This is a genomic window from Streptomyces sp. NPDC021622, assembly GCF_040640795.1.
Lineage (GTDB): Bacteria > Actinomycetota > Actinomycetes > Streptomycetales > Streptomycetaceae > Streptomyces.
This window is the reverse complement of record NZ_JBFACK010000002.1, coordinates 181,639-203,661: the sequence shown is the minus strand read 5'-3', so window position 1 is coordinate 203,661 and position 22,023 is coordinate 181,639. Positions and strand designations below refer to the sequence as shown.

Genomic DNA, 22,023 nt, shown 5'->3' with positions numbered 1-22,023 from the left:
TGACGCGGACGGCGGGCGGGACGGCAAAGGGGCGCCCGCGCCCGGCGTGTGCCGGACGGAGGCGCCCCAGGGTGACGTCAGACCACGTCGAACGTGGCCGGATCCGGACCGAGCCGCCGGTCCTCGTTCAGAGCGCTGATCGCCGCCATGTCCTCGGGGTCCAGCTCGAAGCTGAAGACGTCGATGTTCTCCTTGATCCGCGACGGCGTCACGGACTTGGGGATCACCACGTTGCCCAGCTGGATGTGCCAGCGCAGGACGACCTGCGCGGGCGTGCGGCCGTGCTTCTGGGCGATCGCGACGATCGCGGGGACCTCCAGGAGGCCCTTGCCCTGGCCCAGCGGGGACCAGGCCTCCGTGGTGATGCCCTGCTCCGCGTGGTACTCGCGGGCGGCGCGCTGCTGGAGGTGGGGGTGGAGCTCGATCTGGTCGACCGCCGGGATGATCGACGTCTCGCCGAGCAGCCGCTCCAGGTGGTCGGGCTCGAAGTTCGAGACGCCGATGGACTTCGCGCGCCCGTCGGCCTGGATCTTCTCGAACGCCTTGTACGTGTCCACGTAGAGGTTCTTGGAGGGCAGCGGCCAGTGGATCAGGTACAGGTCCACATAGTCGAGGCCCAGCTTCTCCAGTGACGCGTCGAAGGCGCGGAGCGTGGCGTCGTAACCCTGGTCCGCGTTCCAGAGCTTCGTGGTGACGAAGAGCTCCGCGCGGGCGATGCCGGAAGCGGCGACGGCCTTGCCGGTGCCCTCTTCGTTGCCGTAGATGGCCGCGGTGTCGATGCTGCGGTACCCGGCCTCCAGTGCCGTCGTGACGGCCGCCTCGGCCTCGTCGTCCGGTACCTGCCAGACGCCGAAGCCGAGCTGCGGCATCTCGACGCCATTGTTCAGGATGATCGGGGGGACCTTGCTCACGAGCTCTCGATCCTTAAGTCGGTCGGGTGGTACTCCCATGGTCAACGATCAGGTGCGGTGCTGCATTCCATGACCACTCCCGGGTGAACTACGGGCGTTTTTTGGTCCGCACCATTGACCGCGTTCCGTCATGCCGCGACTCTATTGCACATCACTGAACGCAGGACACTCATGTGAACGCCCGGTGAACTCGGTGCTCCTTCTCGCTCCCGACCCCACCCTGACCCCCCACCCTGCCCCCCACCCTTTCAGGAAGGCAGCGATCCACGTATGAATGACCACGAGACCCCCACGGCACTTCCGGCACTTCCGGCACTTCCGGCGGCAGAAGCCGTCACCGCATGGCAGACCCCCGAGTACGAGGTCGTGGAGACCGCGCTCGAAGTGACGGCGTACCTCCGCGCCGACCGGTAACCCCGCCGCCATGCTGCTGCAGGTGCTCGGCACCGCGGCGGGCGGCGGGCTGCCCCAGTGGAACTGCGCGTGCCCCGGATGCACCGGGGCGCGCGCCCACCCGGAGCGTCGCCGCCGGCATGCCTCGCTCGCCGTGCGCGCGGCGGAGGGGTGCTGGTACGTCGTCAACGCCACCCCCGACATCGGCGAGCAGATCGAGGACTGCCCGGACCTGCGTCCCGGCCCCGGAGCCCGGCAGACTCCCGTCGCCGGTGTCGTGCTCACCGACGCCGAACTCGACCACACCCTCGGCATCGCCCGCTTCCGGGAAGCGGCCGCCGGCTTCGAGGTCCTCGCCACCGCTCCCGTGCGGCATGCGGTGGGGGAGGGGCTGGGGCTCGACGCCGTCCTCGGGCCCTATACGGATGTGCGGTGGCGGGAGTTGACCGCTGCCGGGTGCTCGTTGGGGGGCGGGGGGTTGCGGGTCAGCGCCGTTCCCCTGTCCGGGAAGCGACCTAGGTATGCGTTTAATTGCCGGACCGGCGGCGATAGTTGGTCCGTGGCGCTGCGTCTGCACGACTCCGGTACCGGCAGGACCCTGCTGTACGCGCCCGCCCTCGCGGTCTGGTCCGACGCCTTCGACAAGGTGGTGCGCGACGCCGACCTCGTGATCATCGACGGCACCTTCTGGGACGACGACGAGCCCTTGCGCTGCGGCTTCTCCACCCGCACCGCCACGGGAATGGGACATCTGCCCATCTCCGGACCCGGCGGCACCGCGCGCCGGCTCGCCCGGCTGCCGGGGCGCTGCCTCTACACCCACCTCAACAACACCAATCCCCTGGGGAATCCGCACGCCGAGCAGCACAAGCTCCTCGCGGAGTGGGGAATCGAAGTCGCGGCGGAACGGATGGCGATCGAGCTATGACTGTGACGGCTCCCTGGACGGCCGACGAGTTCACGGCGCGGCTGCGCGCCGTCTCCGCCGAGCGGTACCACGACCGGCACCCCTTCAACGTACGCATGCACGAAGGCACCCTCACCCGGGACGAGTTGCGCCGCTGGATCGTCAACCGCTTCCACTACCAGCGGTACATCCCCGTCAAGGATGCGCTGATTCTCGCCAAGTTCGACGATCCGGCGCTGCGGCGCGGCTGGGTGCGGCGGATCCAGGACCACGACGGGGAGAAGGACGGCGACGGCGGCATCGAGCGCTGGCTGCGGCTCGGCGAGGCCGCGGGCGTCGGGCGCGAGGTGCTGCTCGACGTCTCCAGCGTGCTGGCCGGCGTGCGACTCGCGGTCGACGGCTACGTCAACTTCTGCCGCCTCAGGCCCGCCCTGGACGCCGTCGCCGCCTCGCTCACCGAGCTGTCCGCGCCGGACCTCATGCGGACCAGGATCGAGGCGTTCGAGCGGCACTACCCGTGGATCGAGCCGGAGGGCCTCGCGTACTTCCGCACCCGGGTGGAACAGGGCGGCAGGGACGGGCAGGAGGCGCTCGGCCTCGTCCTGGAGTGGGCGCGCACACGGCCGGAACAGGAGCGGGCCGTCGCCGCGCTCGGCTTCAAGTGCGACGTCCTGTGGACCCTCCTTGACGCGGTCGACCGCGGGCCGGGGCGCGGCTGATGGCCGACGACTGGCGCCCCGTGCTCGCCCGCTCCGTGACGCTGCGACACGACCGGGTGCGCGGAGTCGACCTGCTGGTGCTGCCCGAGCGGGTGGTCGTGCTGCGCGGGTCCGCGGGGAGCGTGGTGGGCCTGTGCGACGGCAAGCGTGAAGTCGACGAGATAGTGGGCGAGTTGGCGCGCCGACATCCGGACGCACCGGTGGCCGACGAGGTGCCGGGGTTCCTCGCGGCACTGCGGGCGGAGGGGTGGCTCCGGTGAGGGACGATACGCCGAGGGCTGGGGCGAGCGGGTTCCGGAGTGCTGGTGCGGCTGCGGGCTCGAGTGCTGGCACTACCGAGCTCCGGAGTGCTGGTGCGGCTGCGGGCCCGAGCCGTGGCGCTGCCGCTCGCCTGAACGCAGGCACGCCTGCGAGCCCGAGTCCTGACGCTGCCGAGCTCCCGAGGGTTGGCGCGGCTGCGCGTCCGAGCGTTGGAGCTACCGAGCTCCGGAGTGCTGGTGCGGCTGCTGGCGTCGTCGAGCCCCCGAGCCTCGCGACCCCCGAGCCTCCGAACGCTGGCGCGCCTGCGCGGCCGAGACTTGGTGCGGCTGAGCCTCCGGGCGCCGGCGCCACCGAGCCCCCGAGCGCTGGCACGCCTGCACCCCCGAGCCCAGCCACCCCCGAGTCCCCGAGCCCCGCCACCCCCGCACCCCTGCGCCCCCGCCCCGTCGACCCGCCCTGGGCGCTCCTCGCCGAGCTCACCCACGGGTGCCCTCTGCGTTGTGCCTACTGTTCCAATCCCACCGAACTGGTCGAGCGCGGGCGGGAGTTGACTGCCGGGCAGTGGGCCGATGTGATGCGGCAGGCCGCCGATATCGGTGTCGTGCAGACGCATCTGTCCGGTGGGGAGCCGCTCCTGCGTCGTGATCTCGTGGAGATCGTGCGCGGCGCCGACTCCGTCGGGATTCACACCCAGCTCGTGACCAGCGGGGTCGGCCTAAATGAGCGTCGGCTCACGGCACTTGTCGACGCGGGGCTGCGCAGCGTCCAGCTGTCCGTGCAGCACGCGGACCCGGCAGCCGCTCAACTCATCGCGGGAGTACGGGCATTCGGCGCCAAGGAGCGGGCTGCCCGGCTCGTGCGGGCTGCCGGGCTTCCGCTCGGGCTCAACGCCGTACTGCACCGCGCCAATCTCGACGCGCTCGACGGGCTCGTGGAGCTGGGGCTCGCCTGGTGTGCCGACCGCATCGAGCTGGCCAACACCCAGTTCTACGGCTGGGCGTTACGGAACAGGAGCGCACTGCTTCCGGGGCGGGAACAGGTCGCGTACGCCCGCGAACGCGTCGAGCGGTGGCGGGAGCGGCTCGCGGGGCGCATGGAGCTGGTGTGGGTGGCGCCCGACTACGTCGACGGGGTCGCCAAGCCCTGCATGGGTGGCTGGGGTGCCATCTCGCTGACCGTCGCCCCGGACGGGGCCGTACTTCCGTGCCCGGCCGCCGGTGAGCTGCTCGCAGAGGAAGACCTTCCGAACGTGCGGGACCACCAACTGGGCTGGATCTGGGGGGAGTCGGCGGCCTTCAACCGCTATCGCGGCGAGGCGTGGATGCGTGACCCCTGCCGCAGCTGCGAGCTGCGCACCGTGGACTTCGGGGGCTGCCGCTGCCAGGCGTACGCCCTGACCGGCGATGCCGCCCGCACCGACCCCGCCTGCCATCGCTCGCCGGACCACGCGGCGGTCCGCGCCCTCGTCGATGGCGCCAGTGACGGCGCCAGTGACGGCGCCGGTGGCCGCCCGACGGGCTTCGACTACCGGGCGTACCCGAAGACGTAAGCCCCTTCCTGACGCGGGACGTGCACCCCGTCCCGCACCCTCAGACCGTTAGGAACCCTTCCTAACACTGCAAAGGAGAGCACACCCGCCATGTCCCACACCCCCCACAGAACGGTCACCGCGATGGCCGCCGCCGGAGTCCTCGCGACGACGGCCTCCCTCGCCCTGGCCGCCCAGTCGTCGGCCGCGCCCCCGCAGGCACGGCCCAAAGCCCCCGGCACCATCCACGCCGCCCCCTACGAGTACCTGGGCTGGGGCGACCCGCAGCAGCCCACCGACGTGATGGCCGCGACCGGCGTCACATGGTTCACGCTCGCCTTCATCCTGTCCGACGGCGGCTGCAACCCCGCCTGGGACGGCAGCCGCCCCCTGAAGGGCGGCTCCGACGAGGCCGCCATCGACTCCATCCGCGGTGCAGGCGGCGACATCGTCGTCTCGGTCGGCGGCTGGAGCGGCGCCAAGCTCGGCGAGAAGTGCAGCAACGCCGAGGCGCTCGCCGGGGCGTACCAGAAGGTCATCGACGCCTATGACCTCAAGGCGTTCGACATCGACATCGAGGACAGCGAGTTCAACAACGCGACCGTGCGCCAGCGGGTCGTCGATGCCCTGAAGATCGTGAAGGAGAAGAACCCGGGGATCGTCACCTATGTGACCATGGGCACGACCCCGGAGGGCCCCGATGCCACCGGCAAGGACCTCATCCGGCGCGGCGCCGACGCCGGACTCGACAACGACGCCTGGGTGATCATGCCGTTCGACTTCGGCGGCCACAGCGGCTCCATGGGCGAGGCCTCCGTCAGCGCCATGGAAGGCCTGCAGAGCGCGGTCAAGAGCGCCTACGGCTACAGCGACGCCGACGCGTACAAGCACATCGGTGTCTCCTCCATGAACGGCAAGACCGACGTGCCCGACGAGACCGTCACCACGGGCGACTTCGAGACGATCCTCGCCTACGCCAAGGAGCACCACATCGCACGGTTCTCCTTCTGGTCGGTCAACCGTGACCGCGACTGCGGTTCGGGCGGCAGCCCCGGCGACTCGTGCAGCGGCGTGTCGCAACAGCCGTACGACTTCACCAAAATCGTTGCCCAGTACGGAGGTTGAGAGATGACCAGCGGCAAGAAGAGCGGCAAGACCAGCAGCAAGAAGAGAGCGGCCCTGCTCGGGGCCGCCGCACTCGTGGCCGGGCTCACGCAGTACGTCCCCACCGTGTCCGCCGCCCCCGCGCCACCGGCGTCGACGTCGGCGGCCGGAGAACCGACGGACATCGCCACCATCTCCACCGGCTGGACGATCCCCTGGGGCACCTCCTGGACACCCGACGGGGCGTCCGCTGTGGTCACCGAGCGCGACGACTTCCGCGTCTGGCTCGTCTCCAAGGACGGCAAGGAGAAGACGCAGATAGGCACCGTCCCCGAGTCCCAGACCACGGGCGGCGAGGGCGGGTTGATGGGCGTGGCCGTCGACCCGGACTGGGACACCAACCACCACGTGTACGTCATGCACACCTCGTCCGAGGGCAATCGCATCGCCCGCATGACCTACGACGGCACGCAGTTGACGGACTACAAGGTTCTGCTCAAGGGGATCAAGAAGAACAAGTACCACAACGGCGGCCGCCTGGCTTTCGGCCCCGACGGCTACCTCTACGCCACCACGGGCGACGCCCAGGACGGCGGTCTCGCGCAGGACAAGAACTCCCTCAACGGCAAGATCCTGCGCCTGACGAAGGACGGCGAACCCGCCCCCGGCAACCCCTTCGGCAACTACGCCTACAGCATGGGCCACCGCAACCCGCAGGGCATCGCCTTCGATCCCCAAGGACGGCTGTGGGAGGCCGAGTTGGGGCAGAGCGCCAAGGACGAGCTCAACCTCATCAAGCCCGGCGCGAACTACGGCTGGCCCACCTGCGAGGGCGAGTGCGACGTCTCCGGCATGACGAACCCCAAGAAGACCTGGGGCGTCGCGGAGGCATCCCCGAGCGGTGTCGCCGTCGTCGACGGCGCCGTCTACATGGCGGCACTGAAGGGCGAGCGGCTCTGGCGCATACCGATCAGCGCCGACAACGAGGACGTCGGCACGGCGAAGGCGTTCTACGTCGGTGAGTACGGGCGGCTGCGCGCGGTCACCGCCGTGCCGGGCGCCGACCAGCTCTGGCTCTCCACCACCAACGCGGACAACAACGGTGGTGAGCCGGACGGTTCGGACCGGATCTTCCGGGTGACGATCGGTTAGATCACGTGCTCACGCCGCCGCGGTGCCGAGGTAGGCGTCCCGTACCTTCGGGTCCGCGCGCACCTCGGCCGCCGTGCCCTGCGCGAGGACGCCGCCCAGGTCGAGCACGACGACGCGGGCGCACAGCTCCATCACGAACGCGACGTTGTGCTCGACCAGGAGCACGGCACAGCCCTCCTCGTCCGCGAGGTGCCGGATGACGGTCGACAGCTGGCCCCGCTCGTCGGCCGTCATTCCCGACGCGGGCTCGTCGAGCAGCAGCACCCTCGGCGGGTCCGCCACGGCCCGCGCCAGCTCCACCATGCGGGCGCGGCCGACGGGAAGTGCCCCCGCGTAGTCGTCACCGATGGCGTCAAGTCCGCACTCACGCAGGACAGTTGCGGCACGGGAACGCCGCTCCTTCTCCCTCGTACGCCGGGTGGGCGCCGCAAGGAGATCGGCGGCGAACCCGCCTCCGCCGCCCCGCCACTCCTGCGCCACAAGGAGATTGTCGGCGACGGTGAGCTGCCCGAAGAGCTGCTGGCGCTGGAAGGTGCGGCGCATGCCGTGCCGGGCCCGCCAGACGGGGGAGCGGCGGGTGATGTCTGCCCCGTCGAGGAGGACCCGCCCCGCGTCGGGGCGGCGGATGCCGGAGACCACGTCGAACAGGGTGGTTTTTCCTGCCCCGTTGGGCCCGATGAGGCCGCAGACTTCGCCCTGGCGCAGGCCGAGGTCGACCTGGTCGAGGGCGCGGATGCCGCCGAAGCGGACGCCGACGCCGCGGGCTTCGAGTATGAGGTCGTCTACGCGGTCGTCGCTCATGGCCTGCCCACTCCTTCGGTGTGCCCCTGCGCGGCTATGCCCAGATAGGCCTCGGTGAGCTGGTCCGTCCGGACTTCGGAGCGCGGGCCGCACCACGAGACGCGGCCCTGCGCGAGGTACGCCACGGTGTCGGCGACGCCCAGGATCTCCGCCGCCTTCTCCTCGACGAGGAGCAACCCCGTGCCGGCGTCCCGGAGTTCGCCGAGCAGGCGGAACACCTCGTCCACGACGCGGGGCGCGAGGCCGAGGGACGGCTCGTCCGCGATGAGCACCGCGGGCGGGTGCTGGAGGAGGGGTGCGAGGGCGAGCATCTGCTGTTCGCCTCCGGAGAGGGAGCCCGCGGTGATCTTCCGCCGGGCGGCGAGGCTGCCGAACCGGTCGTAGACGGCTTCGCGGGCGGCCTTGTCCGGGAGGTGGAGGGTGAGGTTCTCCTCGATGGTGAGGGACGGGAAGATTCCGCGTCCCTCGGGGGCGAGGACGACGCCTGCCCTTGCGCGGGCGACGGCGCCCTCGCGGGTGGCTTCGCGTCCCGCGACGTGGATCGCACCCCGGGTGGGGGACAGGAGCCCGGCGGCGGCCTTGCAAGTCGTCGACTTTCCCGCCCCGTTGGGGCCGAGGAGGGCGACGATTTCGCCCGGGTGGACGGTGAGGGTCACTCCGTGGAGGACGGGGGCGCCGTCGTAACCGGCGTGCAGGTCGTGGAGGGCGAGGGCAGGGGATTTCTCTTCCCCAACCCCGCCCCCAGCCCCTTGCTCCTCAAACGCCGGAGGGGCTGAATTTTCCCGCCCACCCGCCCGATCGGCCAGGTTTTCCAGCCCGTCCGGCGTTTGAGGACGAACTCGGCGAAGCCGGTGATCGACGGCCACTCCGGCCGGCGCAGCCGCAAACTTCGGGAAGGGGCGGGGTTGGGGAAATTCACCGCCAGAGGCAACGCCCGCCCCCACCCGCCGCCGATGCAACCGCACCGAAACCGCCGCACAGTACCCATCCGGATCATTGGCCAGCGCCAGCCCCGCAAGCCCGAACAGAATCACCGGCACCTGCACCGACTCCGTCACATAGTCCGCAAGGACATGCGGCATCACCGCGAACACCAACCCCGCCACCACCGCGAACTGCGGCCTCCGCACCCCCGCGGCCACCACCACCGCCAGCCACACAAGCCCCGTCATCGCCGTGAAGTCCGTGGCAGTGATCCGGGTGTTGAAGGACGCGTACATCACACCCCCGAACCCCGCGAGCCCCGCCGACAGCGTGAAGACGAGCAGCTTCGTCCGCACCACCGACACGCCCGACGCCATCGCCGCCGCCGGAGCGGACCGCACCGCCAGCATCGCCCGCCCGGTCGCCGACCCCCGCAGCGCGCTGAGCGCCGCCACCGCGACCGTCACCAGGACGACCATCGCCACGCCCATCGCGCGGTCGTCCGTCAGGTCAACTGGACCGAAGATGGGCCGGGGTATCTCCCACCCCGTGTCGCCGTTCCTCAACCACCCCATCTGGAAGAGGACTTGATCGGCCAGAAACGCCAGCGCCAGCGTGGCAAGCGCGAGAGACCGGCCCCCGAGCCGCAGCGCCGGCAGCGCGACCAGGGCGCCGAGCACCGCCGCCCCGCACGTCCCCACCAGCGCCGCCGCGATGAACGGCCAGCCGTGGCTCATCAGGAGGCCGGCCACCAGCGCCGCCCCCGTCACGAACGTCGCCTGCGCCAGGGACACCATCGCGCCGAGCCCCGTCACCACGGTGAACGAGATGAAGACGACCGAGATGGCGAGGCCCTGCGCGAGGATCCCGCTCCAGAAGGGCGTGGTAACCGTGTAGAACGAGACCGCGAGTGCGACCGCCCCCGCCGCCCACGGCCCCCACCGCCGCACCCAAGAACGCCCCGCCAGATAGTCGATCGGCGGTGCGTCCGCCGCCGCCGTGCCCGCGGTGCGCTGCCGCCGCGTCAGGAGCAGCAGCCCGGCGAAGAGGATCAGGAACGGGACCGCCGTACGGAAGCCCGTGATCTTCTCCGCGAAGTCGGCGTACCCGGCGACCAGATTCTGCAGCACCCCGAGCCCGAGCCCGCCCGCGAAGGCCAGCGGGATCGACATGAAGCGGCCCAGGACTGCCGCCGTCGCGGAGACGAAAAGGAACAGCGTGAAGTCGTGCGACGACAACCCCAGCAACGGAGTCGCCAGCACACCCGCAAGTCCCGCGAGCCCCGACGACAGCATCCACGCCATCGACGAGAGCCGGTCCGCGCTCATGCCCCGCAGCTCCACCAGCGAGCGGTTGTCGACCGCGGCCCGCAGCCGGAGCCCCAGCGGTGTGTGCCGCATCAGGACCCACAGGCCGACCGCGACCACGGCCGTCGCCACCCACGTGATCAGCTGGTCGGAGTCGATGCCGACGCCGTCCATCAGCTGCCAGGACTTGGCGGGGCTCGGCCCGACCCCCGGAAGTCCGAACTGGTTCTCGGCGGGCTTCACGGAAGCGCCCGCGTCCTCCAGGAGTTCCACGATCCACAGGCCGAGCGCGGGCAGCGCGACGAGCAGTCCGATCGTCGCCACGATCTGCGCGGTCTCGCCGACCCGCGCCAGTTTGCGGAACATCAGCCGGTCCAGGCCCCAGCCGAGGGAGGGGGCCACCACGCAGACAAGGAGCAGGGCCGTCGGCACGGCAGGCCAGCCGAAGCCGGAGTGGAGTTCGTAGAAGGCGAGCGCGCAGAGGTAGGCGGTGGCGCCGTGCGCGAAGTTGAAGAGACCGGATGCGGAGTAGGACAGGACGAGGCCCGTGGCGAGCAGCGCGTAGAGCGCGCCCGATACGAGACCGCTCAGAACGAATCCAAGGAGGTCCGACATGAGGTGAGACGCCCCCCGCTTGCTACTTGAAGGGGATGGGGTCGTAGCACTTGAAGGGGGCCGACACCGCGTACTTGCCGCCCTTCAGCTGCACCAGCGCGCCGCAGCCGAACGCTTCCTTCTGCCCCTTGGGCAGGGCGCGGTCGCCGACCATCGTGCCCTTGTCGGAGAAGCCGTTCGCCGCCTTCTGGAAGGAGGAGACCGTCAGATCCTTGCCCGCCTTCTCGGCGACGGCGAGGAAGAGGTCGGCCGACATATAGCCGGTCATCATGTGCATGTTGAGCGGGACGTCCTTGCCCGCCGCCTTCCTGATGTCGGTCTTGAACTGGCGCATCGCCGCCGTGTTCTGCTCGAACGGCTGGAAGGAGAGCAGGATGTGCACGCCGTCGAGCGCCTTCTTCGTCGCGCTCTTGGCGAGCAGGCCCGGGTCGTAGTCGGTCGGGTCGGTGAGCACGCCCTTGAAGCCCGAGCGCTTGACGGCCGTGAACAGGCCGATGTTGTACGGGGTCTGCATCACGGAGACCACCACGTCGGGCGCCTTGCCGCCGTCCGAGCGCAGGATCTCCTTCGTGTACGCCGACCAGTCGCTGGGCACCGAGGTCGCGGGCACCGTCGACTTGGCGAACGTCACCTTGTAGCCGGCGGCGGCGAAGCTCTGCTTGTAGGTGCGGATGGCGAAGGTGCCCGCGTCGTTGTCGTTGGCGAGGATGGCCACCGACTTGCCCTTCGATCCTTCCGTCACCTTCTTCAGGCCCTCGGGCCAGCTCTGGGTGATGGTGCCTCCGGGCATCGGCACCATGCAGCCGCCGAAGCCGTACATGTAACTCGGGCCGCAGAAGGGCGGGATGGTGCCCCAGCCGAACGTCGGCACCTTCTGCTTCTGGAGGAAGTCCGCTCCGGAGAAGGTGACCGAGCTCATCGGCGCGATGGCGAACACCTTGTCCTGCTGGACGAGTTTGCGCGCCGCCGCGAGATTCTTGCCGGGGTCCTGGCCGTCGTCCTCCGCGCCCAGGTAGTCGATCTTCCGTCCGTGTACGCCGCCGTCGGCGTTCGCACGGTCGAAGCGGGCCTTGGCGCCGAGGTCGGTGTCCTTCTTGCTGTAGCCGCTCGCCGTCGTCATGGAGACGATTCCGCCGACCTTGATGGAGTCGGCACTCACGCCGCGGGCGGAGCCGTCGGCCTTGTCGCCCCCGCCCGAACCACTGCTGTTCGATGCGGAGTTGCAGGCGGTGGCGAGCAGCAGTGCGGCCACGGTGGCGGTGATGGTACGGGTACAGGTGCGGATCGATCGCGACACGGGTCGAGCCCCCTCCGTCGAAGTGGGGCTGATTCTGTGCGTGACCTGATGAACCGTCAATAACTGACGCGTCGGTAATTGATGAACCGTCAGAAACCCCAAAGGGCCTGTTACGCGCGGTAAAGCGCCTCGACCTCGGCCGAGTAGGCGGTCTCGATGGCCTTCCGCTTGAGCTTCAGCGAAGGCGTGAGCAACCCGTGCTCCTCGGAGAACTGGTGGGCCAGTATCCGGAACGTACGAATCGACTCGGCCTGTGAGACAAGGGTGTTGGCGGCCACCACGGCCCGCCGTACCTCCGTCTCCAGATCCGGATCACGCACCAGGTCCGTCGGCGACATCGGCGGCTTGCGGCGCATGTTCAGCCAGTGCTCGACGGCCTCGGCGTCCAGCGTGACGAGCGCCGCGATGTAGGGGCGGTCGTTGCCCACGACGATGCACTGCGCGACCAGCGGATGGTCGCGCACCCGCTCCTCCAGCTGTCCCGGCGACACGCTCTTGCCGCCGGAGGTCACCAGGATCTCCTTCTTGCGCCCGGTGATCGTGAGGTAGCCGTCCTCGTCGAGCGCGCCAAGATCGCCGGTGGCGAGCCAGCCCTCGTGCAGCGTCGCGTCGGTGGCCTTGGGGTCGTTGAGGTAGCCCTGGAAGACATTGCCGCCGCTCAGCCAGACCTCCCCGTCGTCCGCGATGTGCACGGTCGTGCCGGGGATGGGCTGGCCGACCGTGCCGTAGCGGGTGCGCTCGGGCGGGTTGGCGGTCGCGGCGGCCGTCGACTCGGTGAGGCCGTACCCCTCGTAGATCGTCACGCCCGCGCCCGCGAAGAACAGACCGAGGCGGCGGTCCATCCCGGAGCCGCCGGACATCGCGTGCCGCACCCGGCCGCCCATCGCCTCGCGCACCTTGGAGTAGACGAGCTTGTCGAAGAGCTGGTGCTGCATCCGCAGGGCCGCCGAAGGTCCTGGCCCGGTGCCGAAGGCCCTGGCCTCCATGGCGTCCGCGTACCGCACGGCGCACTCCACGGCCTTGTCGAACGGGCCCGACTTGCCGCCCTTCTCGGCCTTGCGCCGCGCGGCGTTGAAGACCTTCTCGAAGATGTACGGCACGGCCAGGATGAACGACGGGCGGAACGCGGCCAGATCGGGGATGAGCGCCGCCGCGTTCAGGCTCGGCTGGTGGCCCAGCTTGACCCCGCCGCGGACCGCCGCGACCTGGACCATCCGCCCGAAGACATGGGCCAGCGGCAGGAAGAGCAACGTTGTCGCCTCGTCGCCGCGCCGGGAGTGGAAGACCGGCTCCCAGCGCTGGATGACCGTATCCGCCTCGAACATGAAGTTCGCGTGGGAGATCAGACAGCCCTTGGGGCGGCCCGTGGTGCCCGAGGTGTAGATGATCGTGGCGATCGAGTCGGGGGTGACCGCGCGCCGGTGGCGGTTGACGACCTCGTCGTCGATGTCGAGCCCCGACCGGTTCAGTTCGCCCACCGCATCGGCGTCCAGCTGCCACAGCCTGCGCAGCTGCGGCAGCCGGTCGATCACCGAGCCGATGGTCATCGCGTGGTCCTCGTGCTCGACCATGGCGGCCGACACCTGGGCGTCGTGCAGCATCCAGAAGACCTGCTCGGCCGACGAGGTCGGATAGATGGGCACCACCTGGGCGCCGACCGTCCACAGCGCGTAGTCGAACAGCGTCCACTCGTAGCGGGTGCGGCACATGATGGCGACGCGGTCGCCGAAACGGACCCCCTGGGCGAGCAGCCCCTTGGCGAGCGCCATCACCTGGTCGCGGAACTCCGCCGATGTGACGTCGCGCCACACGCCGTCGGTCTTGATGCCGAGGGCCACGTGGAGCGGATCCTCAAGGGCATGGTCGAACACGACGTCGGCAAGGCCGCCCACCAGCGGCGCCGACGCCATCGGAGGGTTCGTGAACTCGCGCAATGATGCTCCTTGTGGCGCTCCGCACAGCGCCGGTGACGGTACCCCACCGCGCTGCCCGGCGGGAGGGGGTGACCGACCCATCGGTACGTACCGTCCACGCTGGTCAGCCGGTGAAATGCGGCCACAAGGGGAGAGGCGGGACAGATTACTTACGGTTGAGTAAGTTTCGGTGGCGTAATCTCCACCGAATCTGTACGCAGCGGTTACTGCTGCGACCGTCCTGCGGGGACGCGGGTTTCGGCCACCGGAATCTCATCCTCCGGTGCCTTGCGTGCGGACCGCACCATCACGAGGACCAGCACTCCGGCGACCAGGCCCACGGCTCCTGCAACGACCGCCGCGGCGTTCAGACCGGAGGCGAACGCGGCCCGCACGGTGTGCTCGGAGAGGGTCCCACGGAGTGCCTCGGCGCCGCCGCCCGCGAGGGTGTGAGCCGCGTCATGTCCCAGCGAGTCCTGCATCCGCGAGGTGAGCACCGTGCCGAAGACGGCGACCCCGAGCGCGTACCCGAGCTGCCGGAACGTGTTGACCGCGCCGCCCGCCATCCCCGAGTTCGCGGCCGGCACCGCGGCGAGCGCGGCGCCCGCAAGGCCCGGCGCGACCAGACCCGTGCCGACCCCGGCGACCGTGAGCCCCGGGATGAGCGCGCCCCACGACGACCCGGCGTCGAGCACCGCGAGGGCGATCCCGCCGGCGCCGATCAGGAGCAGGCCCACGCCGATGGTCAGCCGTGCGGGCACCCCGTGCAGCATCCGCCCGCCGACCGCGGCCACCATGAACGACATCGCGGCCAGCGGCAGCATCACGAGGCTGCCGGTCACCGGGCTCATGCCGAGCACGGTCTGCAGCCAGATCGAGAGGTAGGGCATCAGGCCGAAAGCGGCGGCGTTGTAGCCGATCGCGCCGAGCAGTACGCCCGTGAAGGCGGGCGTGCGCAGCAGCCTCAGGTCGAGCAGCGGGTGCGCCACGCGGCGTTCGATCGCCACGAAGCCGACGAGGGCGAGCACGGAGACGGCGAGGGTCACCGTGGTGGCCGCCGACGTCCAGCCCTCCGACCCGGCCCGCACCACTCCGTACGTCAGGGCTCCGGCGAACAGCGCGAACGTCGCCGTACCCGCCCAGTCGACCCGACGGCCTGCCTGGCCCTTCGACTCGGGGACCACGCGCAACGTCATCCACATCGACGCCACGCTCACCGGCAGATTCACGAAGAAGATCCACCGCCAGCCCGGCCCTTCGGTGAGCAGCCCGCCGACGATCGGCCCCATCGCCGCCGCGGCCCCGCTCACCGCGCCCCAGACGCCGAGCGCCACGGACCGGTCGCGGCCCTGGTAGGCGGCGCCGAGCAGCGGCAGCGTCGTGGCGAACATCGCGGCGGCGCCGAGTCCCTGCAGGGCGCGGGCGGCCACCAGGACGTCAGCGTTCGACGCGAGCCCGCAGCCGAGCGAGGCCAGCGCGAAGAGCGCGGTGCCCGCGACGTTGAGCCGCCGCCTCCCGAGCACGTCCGCCGCGGCCCCGACCCCGAGCAGCAGCGCGGCGAGCGCAAGCGCGTAGCCGTCGATCACCCATTGCAGATCGCTCAGCGAGGCGTTCAGCGCCCGCGCCATGTCGGGCAGCGCCACGACCACGATCGTCACGTCCAGCAACAGCATGAACGTCCCCAGGCTCACCGCGGTGAGCGGCCCCCATGTACGCATCCTCAACTCCTTGTACGACGGATCTGCGTGCCTCGTACGATGGGATGCCGCCGGACGATCCCGGCCATCACCAGCGGCAGAGCGAAGGAAACCGACACTGATGGACATCAGGCCAATGGAATCCTCCATGTCTCCCATGCCTGACTCGCTCGACGCCAAGCTGCTGCAGGCCCTGGAGATCGACGGACGCGCGCCTTTCAGCCGGATCGCGGCCGTCCTAGGCGTCTCGGACCAGACGGTCGCCCGCCGCTACCGCAAGCTGGTCTCCGATGGTGGTCTGCGGGTCGTCGCCGTACGGGACAACGAGCGGCTCGGCCAGGAGCAGTGGATGCTGCGGCTGCGCTGCGCCCCCGACGGCGCCGAGGCCATCGCGGCCGCGCTGGCCCGCCGCCCCGACACCTCGTGGATCGGCCTCACGTCCGGCGGCACCGAAGTCGTCTGCTGCACCCGGCCGCGCAGCCAGAGCGACCAGGACGAGCTGCTGCTCGGCAAGCTCCCGCGCACCCCGCACATCGTCGACATCCGCGCCCAGCAGATGCTGCACCGCTTCTTCGGCGGCCCCAACGGCTGGCTGATCAAACACGGACCGCTCACCGGGGAACAGGCCGCAGCCCTGCGCCCGGCCCGGCCCGGCACCGACCCCGCGGAAGGGCCACTGCGCATCGACCCGGAGGACGAGCCGCTGGTCGCCGCGCTCGAACGGGACGGCCGCGCGACCTACCCCGAGCTCCAACAGGCCACCGGCCGCTCGGAGTCCGCGGTCAAGCGCCGCCTCGCCGCGCTGCTCGCGTCCGGCGCGATCTACATCGACATCGAGTACGACTCGGCCCTGGTCGGTTTCCACGTCGGTTCGATGCTCTGGATCACCGCCGCCCCCTGGGCCCTGGACACGGTGGGCAAGACCCTCGCCACCCACGCGGAGATCGCCCATGCCAGCGCCGTCGCGGGGGCGTCCAACATCATGGCGACCGCCGTGGCTCGCGACATCCCCTCCCTCTACCGCTACCTCAGCGGGCGCCTCGGCCACCTGGACGGCGTCCAGCACGTCGAGACGGCGCCGTTCATCCGCCGGGTCAAACAGCTGACGTACCGGCCGTTCCCCCGCTGAGCGGTCTCGGCGCCCCGTAAGGGGCGCGGGGCTGTGACATATGCGGCTCCGCCGCGTGGGCGCGACAAGCCCCCACCGGCCCGCGGGTCAATCACCGCACGTCCAACGGAGCGCTCAGCGGCGCAGCCGGTCCCCGCTGGCCAGGATCGCCGCGGCAAGCGCCTCCGCCGCCCCCTGCGCGGACGCCCGCCGCTCCCCGTGCAGCAGCACGAAGTCGACCGCGCCCAGCTCGGGAAGGCCCGCCCGCTCCGGGACGCGGACCAGGCCCGGCGGGATGAGCCCGTGGGAGTGCGCCATCACGCCGAGTCCCGCGCGGGCTGCGGCGACCAGGCCGTTGAGGCTGCCGCTCGTGCAGGCGATCCGCCAGGCACGGCCGCGCCGCTCCAGCGCTTCGAGGGCGAGCGCACGGGTGATGCCCGGCGGCGGGAACACGATGAGCGGCACCGGCTGTTCGGGGTCGAGCCGCAGCCGCTCGGCGCCGATCCAGACGAGCTTGTCGTGCCAGACCAGCTCGCCGCGCGGATCCTCCGGGCGCCGCTTGGCGAGGACGAGGTCGAGCTTCCCGGCGTCGAGCCGCTCGTGCAGGGTGCCCGACAGCTCGACCGTCAGCTCCAGATCGACCTCGGGATGGTCGTGCCGGAACGACTCCAGGATGTCGGTGAGCCGGGTCAGGACGAAGTCCTCCGACGCCCCGAACCGCAGCCGCCCGCCGAGCCGCGTCCCGGTGAAGAACGCCGACGCCTGCTCATGCACCTCCAGGATCCGCCGCGCGAAGCCGAGCATCGCCTCGCCGTCCTCCGTCAGCTCCACGGAGTGCGTGTCACGGGCGAAGAGCTGGCGCCCGGTGGCGTCCTCCAGGCGGCGCACATGCTGGCTGACCGTGGACTGGCGCAGATTCAGGCGCCGGGCGGCCTGCGTGAAGCTCAGCGTCTGGGCCACGGCGAGGAACGTACGGAGCTGCGCGGGGTCGTACATGCTCCCGAGCTTAGCCCCGCCTATCGCGATACGTGATGACAGTCAGAGCGGTGTACGGGATTCCCGATCGCGACGATCAGGAGGACCATCAAGAGGGCACGATCTGAACCGAAACCGATGGAGCGAAGTGAAACGCCCGAGCTGGCCCTCCTGGATGCCGATCGACCCGTACATCCTGGCGTTGCTCGGGACCGTGGGCGTCGCCGCGCTGATCCCCGCGCGCGGCACCGGCGCCGACATCGCATCCGGGGCCTCCACCGCGGCGGTGTCGCTGCTCTTCTTCCTCTACGGGGCACGGCTCTCCACCCGCGAGGCGCTCGACGGACTCAAGCACTGGCGGCTGCACGTCACCGTCCTCGCCTGTACGTTCGTCGCCTTCCCGCTGCTCGGGCTCGCGGCCAAGGGACTCGTCCCGTACGTGCTGACCCCAGCCCTCTACAGCGGGTTCCTCTTCCTGACCCTTGTGCCGTCCACGATCCAGTCGTCGATCGCCTTCACCTCCATGGCGCGCGGCAACGTACCCGCGGCGATCTGCGCGGGCTCCTTCTCCTCGCTCGCCGGCATCGTCCTCACCCCGCTGCTCGCGGCCGCGCTGCTCGGCAACAGCGGGGCCGGGTTCTCCGCGGACTCGGTCATGAAGATCGTGCTGCAGCTCCTCGTGCCGTTCCTGGCCGGGCAGTTCCTGCGCCGCTGGATAGGCCGCTTCATCGCACGGAACAAGAAGGTCCTCGGCCTCGTCGACCGCGGTTCGATCCTGCTCGTCGTCTACACCGCGTTCAGCGAGGGCATGGTGCAGGGCATCTGGCACCAGGTGACCCCGCTGCGCCTCGTCGCGCTGCTCGGTGTCGAGGCGGTGCTGCTCGCCGCGATGCTCGCCCTGACCTGGTACGGAGCCAAGCGGCTCGGCTTCGGCCGCGGGGACCGGATCGCCATCCAGTTCGCCGGGTCGAAGAAGTCCCTGGCCGCCGGGCTGCCCATGGCCAGCGTCCTGTTCGGGGCCCAGGCCTCGCTCGCCGTGCTGCCGCTGATGCTCTTCCACCAGATGCAGCTGATGGTCTGCGCGGTGATCGCCAAGCGGCGCTCGCGCGATCTGGAGGACTTCGTCAGCGAGCCGTCGCGATCCGAAGAGACACGAACCGCGGTCGGTACAGGGACACGTTCCGGCTGACGTTCGCCTGCGCGCTCGCGGGCACCGCGTCGAGCCAGTTGACGTCGTAACTGAGCAGCAGCCGCCCGTTCTCGCTGAGCGCCGGATGGGCCTGCGGGTTGTACGCGGCCACGTCCTGCTTGGTCGCGCCGTCCTTGGGCAGGGGCGGCGCGAAGCTCTTCGTGGGGCCGCGCCAAGGACCGGTGGGCGAGCAGGCCCAGTAGGAGGTCACCGTGGTCAGGCCCTCGGTGCCCGCGGCCATCGTGAACAGGACGTACGTCCCCTTCACCCGCACCACGGTGAACGCGCTGCCCACCCCCTTGCGCTCACCGTCACCCAGCACCGACCGGGGCTTCCCGTCCTTCGTCCAGCCCTTGCCGTCCCAGTACCGCCACGCGCCCGGCTCGGCCAGCCTGCCCTGCGGCACCCGCGCGACGTACGCGTGCGAGGCAGGCCGCGCGGCCGCCTGCCCGTCGTTGCCGCCGAACACATACGTCCAGCCGTCGTCGTCGACGGCGGTGGTGCCGTAGAGCACGCGCTTGTCCGGGTCAGGCACCGACTGCTGGTCGGAGACCTTGACGATGCCCTCGACGCGCAGATCGGGCAGCGACAGCGTGGCGACCTCGGTGCCGGTGGGCACGCCGTAGATCCACGGCCCTGTCCCGGTGGCGCGGGTCCACAGCAGGACGCGTACGACGTCGTCCGCCGAGCCAGGGGAGCGCGGCTCCACCTGCGCCGCCACCGGCCAGCGCCACTGGTTCGGCGCCGGGTCGGGGAAGAGCGGGGCCGGCAGGGTGCGCTGCAGGGTGCCCGAGCGGGACATCACCACGGCCGAGTTGCGCACCATCGGCGCGGTCGTGTCCCGCCAGGTGTGCGGCTGGCCGACCGGGTTGGGCGGCGCGTGCACCTGGCCGAGGAAGGTGTCGGAGAACAGCCACAGGAGCCGCCCGTCCGGGAGGCGCACCGAATGGGTGCCGTCCCCGCCGGTCCAGTCGTCCGCGCGCGCCGTGTCGTCGCCGTACCGGGCGAACGCCCCGGTGGTCCGCTCGTCGGCCGACCAGGAGGAGACCGTGCGCGCCTCGCATGCCGGACCGCCCTCCCGGTCGTCCGGGAGGGCGGTGAGCAGCACGGCCGCGCAGACCAGGGCGAGCAGCAGGACCAGCGTGGTCCTGCGCGCGCCCCAGCCGGTGCGGGGAGCTCGGTCGGCGGGCACGAGCGGGACGTTAGTTGCTCGCGCGGATGTGGTCCATGGGAAGCCATGCGACGGTGTCCCGCGTCACAGGAGCCTTCGCGGCCCCTTCCGTCCCCAGTTCCGTGAGCTCCGCGTCGCTCAGCGCCCTGTCGTAGACGCGCACTTCATCGATCGAGCCGCTGAAATGGGCGCGACTGTCGACCCGCTGCCCGACATGGAAGCCGTACCCCGAATTCCGGGTGACCGTGCCCGGCACATCGGCGGTGCTGATCCGCGTACCGTCGACGGAGAGCGTCAGCTGCCCGCCGCCCCTGCGCAGCGCGATGTGATGCCACTGCCCGTCGTTGTACGCGCCCGTGGTGCGCACGGCGGCCGACCTCGGCGCAGTCGCCCCGTCGCGCGTGGTGATCAGGCCCGTGACACGGTTGCTCGCGGGCTCACCGCGCAGCCACACCTGCGGCTGATTGGTGCCGATGCCGCCCATCCACAGCAGCGGCTGCTCACCGCTGGTCGCGGAGTAGCGGAACCACAGCGATGCGGTGAAGTCCTTTGCGCCAAGGGGGAGTTGGCTTCGGAAGGGCAGCCGGACGGCGTCGTCCGTGCCGTCGAAGGCGATCGCCTTGCCGAACCGGCCGTCGGTCGTCGAGGCCCCGCCGAGCACGGCGGCGGGCTTCGCCCGCGGCGCGCGGTCGGCGGTCGTCGGGTCCGGGCCGCGGCGCGGCTGCAGCCAGTCCTCGGTGAAGCGCGCGAAGCGGATCTCGTCGCGGGCGTCGACCGCCCCGCCCTCGTACAGCAGACCCACGTGCCCGCCGTCGGCCCGCACCAGGTCCGAGTAGCCGGACCAGTCCGTGGTGACCGTCGTGCCGCGGTCCACACTGTCCCAGGTGCGGCCGCCGTCGTACGAGGAGCGGATCTGCATCGTGCGGCGGCGGTCCGGGTCACCCGGGCAGGCGAGCAGCATCCGCTTGCCGAACTGGAGCGTGGCGCCCTGCACTTGGGGCGTATAGAGGTCGGGGATGGCCTTGAACGGCGCGACGAAGGATTCACCGCCGTCGCGGCTGATCGTGTGGGTGCGATGCCCGAGATCGGTGCCGTCCTGCTCGCGCCCGCTGACGTAGACCGCCCCGTCGGGGCGCTCCGTGATCGTCATCTCGGACGGCTTCTGGCGAAACGTGCCTTCACCGGGTATCGGGTACGAGTCCTTGGCGCCGACCTTCCAGTTCCTGCCGCCGTCGTCGCTGACGATCAGGGCCGCGTGGTTGGCGGTGACCCGACTGCCGTCCCACGTCTCGGTGTTGGCGGTGAAGACGAGCCGGCCCGCGTGCTTGCCGCGGGTCAGCTGGAGGCCGTGCACGGGCCCGGTCGCGTACCAGGAGTTCCAGTCCTCGGGGAGGATCTGGTCGCTCAGGTCGCGCGGCGCCGACCAGCTGCGGCCGTCGTCGTCGCTGTACTGCAGGTGCGGGGTCCGGTCGCAGGGCACGGCGCAGTTCTGCCCGTCCGTGCGGCCCGTGTTGTACGTCTCCGCAAGGACGATGCGGCCGGTCCTGCGGTCCACGATCGGCGCGGGGTTGCCGTGGGTGTCGCCCGCGCCCTCGTTGATGACCTCGAGCGGACTCCAGGTGCGGCCGCCGTCGTGCGACCGCTTGACGACGATGTCTATGTCGCCCGCGTCGCTGCAGTCGTTGACCCGACCCTCGGCGAACGCGAGGAGCGTGCCCTTCACCGTCCTCACGACGGCGGGGATGCGATAGCAGGCGTACCCGGGGTCCTGCGAGGCCTTGAACAGGACCTGCTGCTCGAACTCCGTCGCGGGGGCGTCGGGGGCGGCCTGCGCGGACGGCGCGGGCAGCAGCGCCCCGAAGGTGACGAGCGTTAACGCGGTCGCGGCCGTTCGGAGTGATCTGAGGCGTACACGGAGACCTGATGGCATGGTGCGGCCCACCCTCCAAGGTGACTGGACATCCTGACATCCCACGTCTGACGTGCGCCACAGACGCTACTTGGGGCGTTCGGCACCCCACAAGAAGCGCGCGAAGGGTGAATGCGCGTCA

At 70.8% G+C, this 22,023-nt stretch carries 18 protein-coding genes; 9 read left to right on the top strand and 9 right to left on the bottom strand.

What is annotated here, in order from left to right:
- Positions 1-77 precede the first annotated feature (77 nt).
- Positions 78-950, bottom strand: coding sequence for an aldo/keto reductase (locus AB0G47_RS05280; RefSeq protein WP_360764263.1), 873 nt, complete (start codon positions 948-950; stop codon positions 78-80).
- A gap of 231 nt (positions 951-1,181) precedes the next feature.
- Here AB0G47_RS05280 and pqqA point away from each other — a divergent pair, with 231 nt between their 5' ends.
- The 7 genes from pqqA to AB0G47_RS05245 all read left to right on the top strand — a co-directional run bounded on the left by pqqA (position 1,182) and on the right by AB0G47_RS05245 (position 6,975).
- Positions 1,182-1,325: a pyrroloquinoline quinone precursor peptide PqqA gene (gene pqqA, locus AB0G47_RS05275; RefSeq protein WP_360764261.1), complete on the top strand. Its 144-nt coding sequence runs from the start codon at positions 1,182-1,184 to the stop codon at positions 1,323-1,325.
- Positions 1,326-1,335: 10 nt separating this feature from the next.
- Entirely contained in the window at positions 1,336-2,232 is an 897-nt protein-coding gene (locus AB0G47_RS05270; protein ID WP_360764259.1) for an MBL fold metallo-hydrolase, read from the top strand.
- Positions 2,229-2,930, top strand: a complete 702-nt coding sequence (pqqC, locus tag AB0G47_RS05265) for a pyrroloquinoline-quinone synthase PqqC (RefSeq protein WP_360764257.1) — start codon at positions 2,229-2,231, stop codon at positions 2,928-2,930. The genes AB0G47_RS05270 and pqqC overlap by 4 nt, the downstream gene beginning before the upstream one ends.
- Positions 2,930-3,190, top strand: a complete 261-nt coding sequence (gene pqqD, locus AB0G47_RS05260; protein WP_360764255.1) for a pyrroloquinoline quinone biosynthesis peptide chaperone PqqD — start codon at positions 2,930-2,932, stop codon at positions 3,188-3,190. Before pqqC ends, pqqD begins: the two co-directional genes overlap by 1 nt.
- Positions 3,191-3,621: 431 nt before the next feature.
- Entirely contained in the window at positions 3,622-4,740 is a 1,119-nt protein-coding gene (gene pqqE / locus AB0G47_RS05255; RefSeq protein WP_360765105.1) for a pyrroloquinoline quinone biosynthesis protein PqqE, read from the top strand.
- A gap of 90 nt (positions 4,741-4,830) precedes the next feature.
- Positions 4,831-5,844, top strand: a complete 1,014-nt coding sequence (locus AB0G47_RS05250; RefSeq protein WP_360764253.1) for a chitinase — start codon at positions 4,831-4,833, stop codon at positions 5,842-5,844.
- A 3-nt stretch (positions 5,845-5,847) separates the two neighbouring features.
- On the top strand, positions 5,848-6,975 hold the full coding sequence (locus AB0G47_RS05245; protein WP_360764251.1) for a PQQ-dependent sugar dehydrogenase: 1,128 nt from the start codon (positions 5,848-5,850) through the stop codon (positions 6,973-6,975).
- Between the two features lie 9 nt (positions 6,976-6,984).
- Here AB0G47_RS05245 and AB0G47_RS05240 read toward each other — a convergent pair whose 3' ends face one another.
- The 5 genes from AB0G47_RS05240 to AB0G47_RS05220 all read right to left on the bottom strand — a co-directional run bounded on the left by AB0G47_RS05240 (position 6,985) and on the right by AB0G47_RS05220 (position 15,550).
- The gene (locus AB0G47_RS05240) at positions 6,985-7,776 is read right to left on the bottom strand and encodes an ABC transporter ATP-binding protein (RefSeq protein WP_360764249.1); all 792 of its coding nucleotides are present in this window, start codon (positions 7,774-7,776) and stop codon (positions 6,985-6,987) included.
- A complete protein-coding gene (locus AB0G47_RS05235; RefSeq protein ID WP_360764247.1) occupies positions 7,773-10,622 on the bottom strand; it encodes an ATP-binding cassette domain-containing protein in 2,850 nt (949 codons plus the stop codon). The genes AB0G47_RS05240 and AB0G47_RS05235 overlap by 4 nt, the downstream gene beginning before the upstream one ends.
- Positions 10,623-10,644: 22 nt before the next feature.
- Positions 10,645-11,874, bottom strand: coding sequence for an ABC transporter substrate-binding protein (locus AB0G47_RS05230; protein ID WP_360764245.1), 1,230 nt, complete (start codon positions 11,872-11,874; stop codon positions 10,645-10,647).
- A gap of 155 nt (positions 11,875-12,029) precedes the next feature.
- Positions 12,030-13,853 (bottom strand): AMP-dependent synthetase/ligase, encoded by a 1,824-nt coding sequence (locus AB0G47_RS05225; protein ID WP_360764244.1) that lies wholly within the window; start codon positions 13,851-13,853, stop codon positions 12,030-12,032.
- Between the two features lie 203 nt (positions 13,854-14,056).
- Positions 14,057-15,550 (bottom strand): MFS transporter, encoded by a 1,494-nt coding sequence (locus AB0G47_RS05220; RefSeq protein ID WP_360764242.1) that lies wholly within the window; start codon positions 15,548-15,550, stop codon positions 14,057-14,059.
- A gap of 127 nt (positions 15,551-15,677) precedes the next feature.
- Between AB0G47_RS05220 and AB0G47_RS05215 the strand changes: the two genes are divergently transcribed.
- Complete coding sequence (locus AB0G47_RS05215) at positions 15,678-16,658, top strand: AsnC family transcriptional regulator (protein WP_360764240.1); 981 nt, start codon at positions 15,678-15,680, stop codon at positions 16,656-16,658.
- A 114-nt stretch (positions 16,659-16,772) separates the two neighbouring features.
- Here AB0G47_RS05215 and AB0G47_RS05210 read toward each other — a convergent pair whose 3' ends face one another.
- Positions 16,773-17,633: a LysR substrate-binding domain-containing protein gene (locus tag AB0G47_RS05210; RefSeq protein WP_360764238.1), complete on the bottom strand. Its 861-nt coding sequence runs from the start codon at positions 17,631-17,633 to the stop codon at positions 16,773-16,775.
- A gap of 154 nt (positions 17,634-17,787) precedes the next feature.
- On the opposite strand from AB0G47_RS05210, the gene AB0G47_RS05205 reads away from it, so the two are divergent.
- The gene (locus tag AB0G47_RS05205) at positions 17,788-18,801 is read left to right on the top strand and encodes a bile acid:sodium symporter family protein (protein WP_360765102.1); all 1,014 of its coding nucleotides are present in this window, start codon (positions 17,788-17,790) and stop codon (positions 18,799-18,801) included.
- On the opposite strand, the gene AB0G47_RS05200 is transcribed toward AB0G47_RS05205, so the two are convergent.
- Entirely contained in the window at positions 18,737-19,993 is a 1,257-nt protein-coding gene (locus tag AB0G47_RS05200; RefSeq protein WP_360764236.1) for a DUF4185 domain-containing protein, read from the bottom strand. The genes AB0G47_RS05205 and AB0G47_RS05200 overlap by 65 nt on opposite strands.
- A 10-nt stretch (positions 19,994-20,003) precedes the next feature.
- Entirely contained in the window at positions 20,004-21,902 is a 1,899-nt protein-coding gene (locus AB0G47_RS05195; RefSeq protein ID WP_360764234.1) for a sialidase family protein, read from the bottom strand.
- Positions 21,903-22,023 lie beyond the last annotated feature (121 nt).

Excerpts from the sequence above, each read along its gene's own strand:
- AB0G47_RS05280 (WP_360764263.1), bottom strand. The coding sequence starts at position 950 with ATGGGAGTACCACCCGACCGACTTAAGGATCGAGAGCTCGTGAGCAAG.
- pqqA (WP_360764261.1), top strand. The coding sequence starts at position 1,182 with ATGAATGACCACGAGACCCCCACGGCACTTCCGGCACTTCCGGCACTT.
- AB0G47_RS05270 (WP_360764259.1), top strand. The coding sequence starts at position 1,336 with ATGCTGCTGCAGGTGCTCGGCACCGCGGCGGGCGGCGGGCTGCCCCAG.
- pqqC (WP_360764257.1), top strand. The coding sequence starts at position 2,229 with ATGACTGTGACGGCTCCCTGGACGGCCGACGAGTTCACGGCGCGGCTG.
- pqqD (WP_360764255.1), top strand. The coding sequence starts at position 2,930 with ATGGCCGACGACTGGCGCCCCGTGCTCGCCCGCTCCGTGACGCTGCGA.
- AB0G47_RS05250 (WP_360764253.1), top strand. The coding sequence starts at position 4,831 with ATGTCCCACACCCCCCACAGAACGGTCACCGCGATGGCCGCCGCCGGA.
- AB0G47_RS05245 (WP_360764251.1), top strand. The coding sequence starts at position 5,848 with ATGACCAGCGGCAAGAAGAGCGGCAAGACCAGCAGCAAGAAGAGAGCG.
- AB0G47_RS05240 (WP_360764249.1), bottom strand. The coding sequence starts at position 7,776 with ATGAGCGACGACCGCGTAGACGACCTCATACTCGAAGCCCGCGGCGTC.
- AB0G47_RS05235 (WP_360764247.1), bottom strand. The coding sequence starts at position 10,622 with ATGTCGGACCTCCTTGGATTCGTTCTGAGCGGTCTCGTATCGGGCGCG.
- AB0G47_RS05220 (WP_360764242.1), bottom strand. The coding sequence starts at position 15,550 with ATGCGTACATGGGGGCCGCTCACCGCGGTGAGCCTGGGGACGTTCATG.
- AB0G47_RS05215 (WP_360764240.1), top strand. The coding sequence starts at position 15,678 with ATGTCTCCCATGCCTGACTCGCTCGACGCCAAGCTGCTGCAGGCCCTG.
- AB0G47_RS05210 (WP_360764238.1), bottom strand. The coding sequence starts at position 17,633 with ATGTACGACCCCGCGCAGCTCCGTACGTTCCTCGCCGTGGCCCAGACG.
- AB0G47_RS05205 (WP_360765102.1), top strand. The coding sequence starts at position 17,788 with ATGCCGATCGACCCGTACATCCTGGCGTTGCTCGGGACCGTGGGCGTC.
- AB0G47_RS05195 (WP_360764234.1), bottom strand. The coding sequence starts at position 21,902 with ATGCCATCAGGTCTCCGTGTACGCCTCAGATCACTCCGAACGGCCGCG.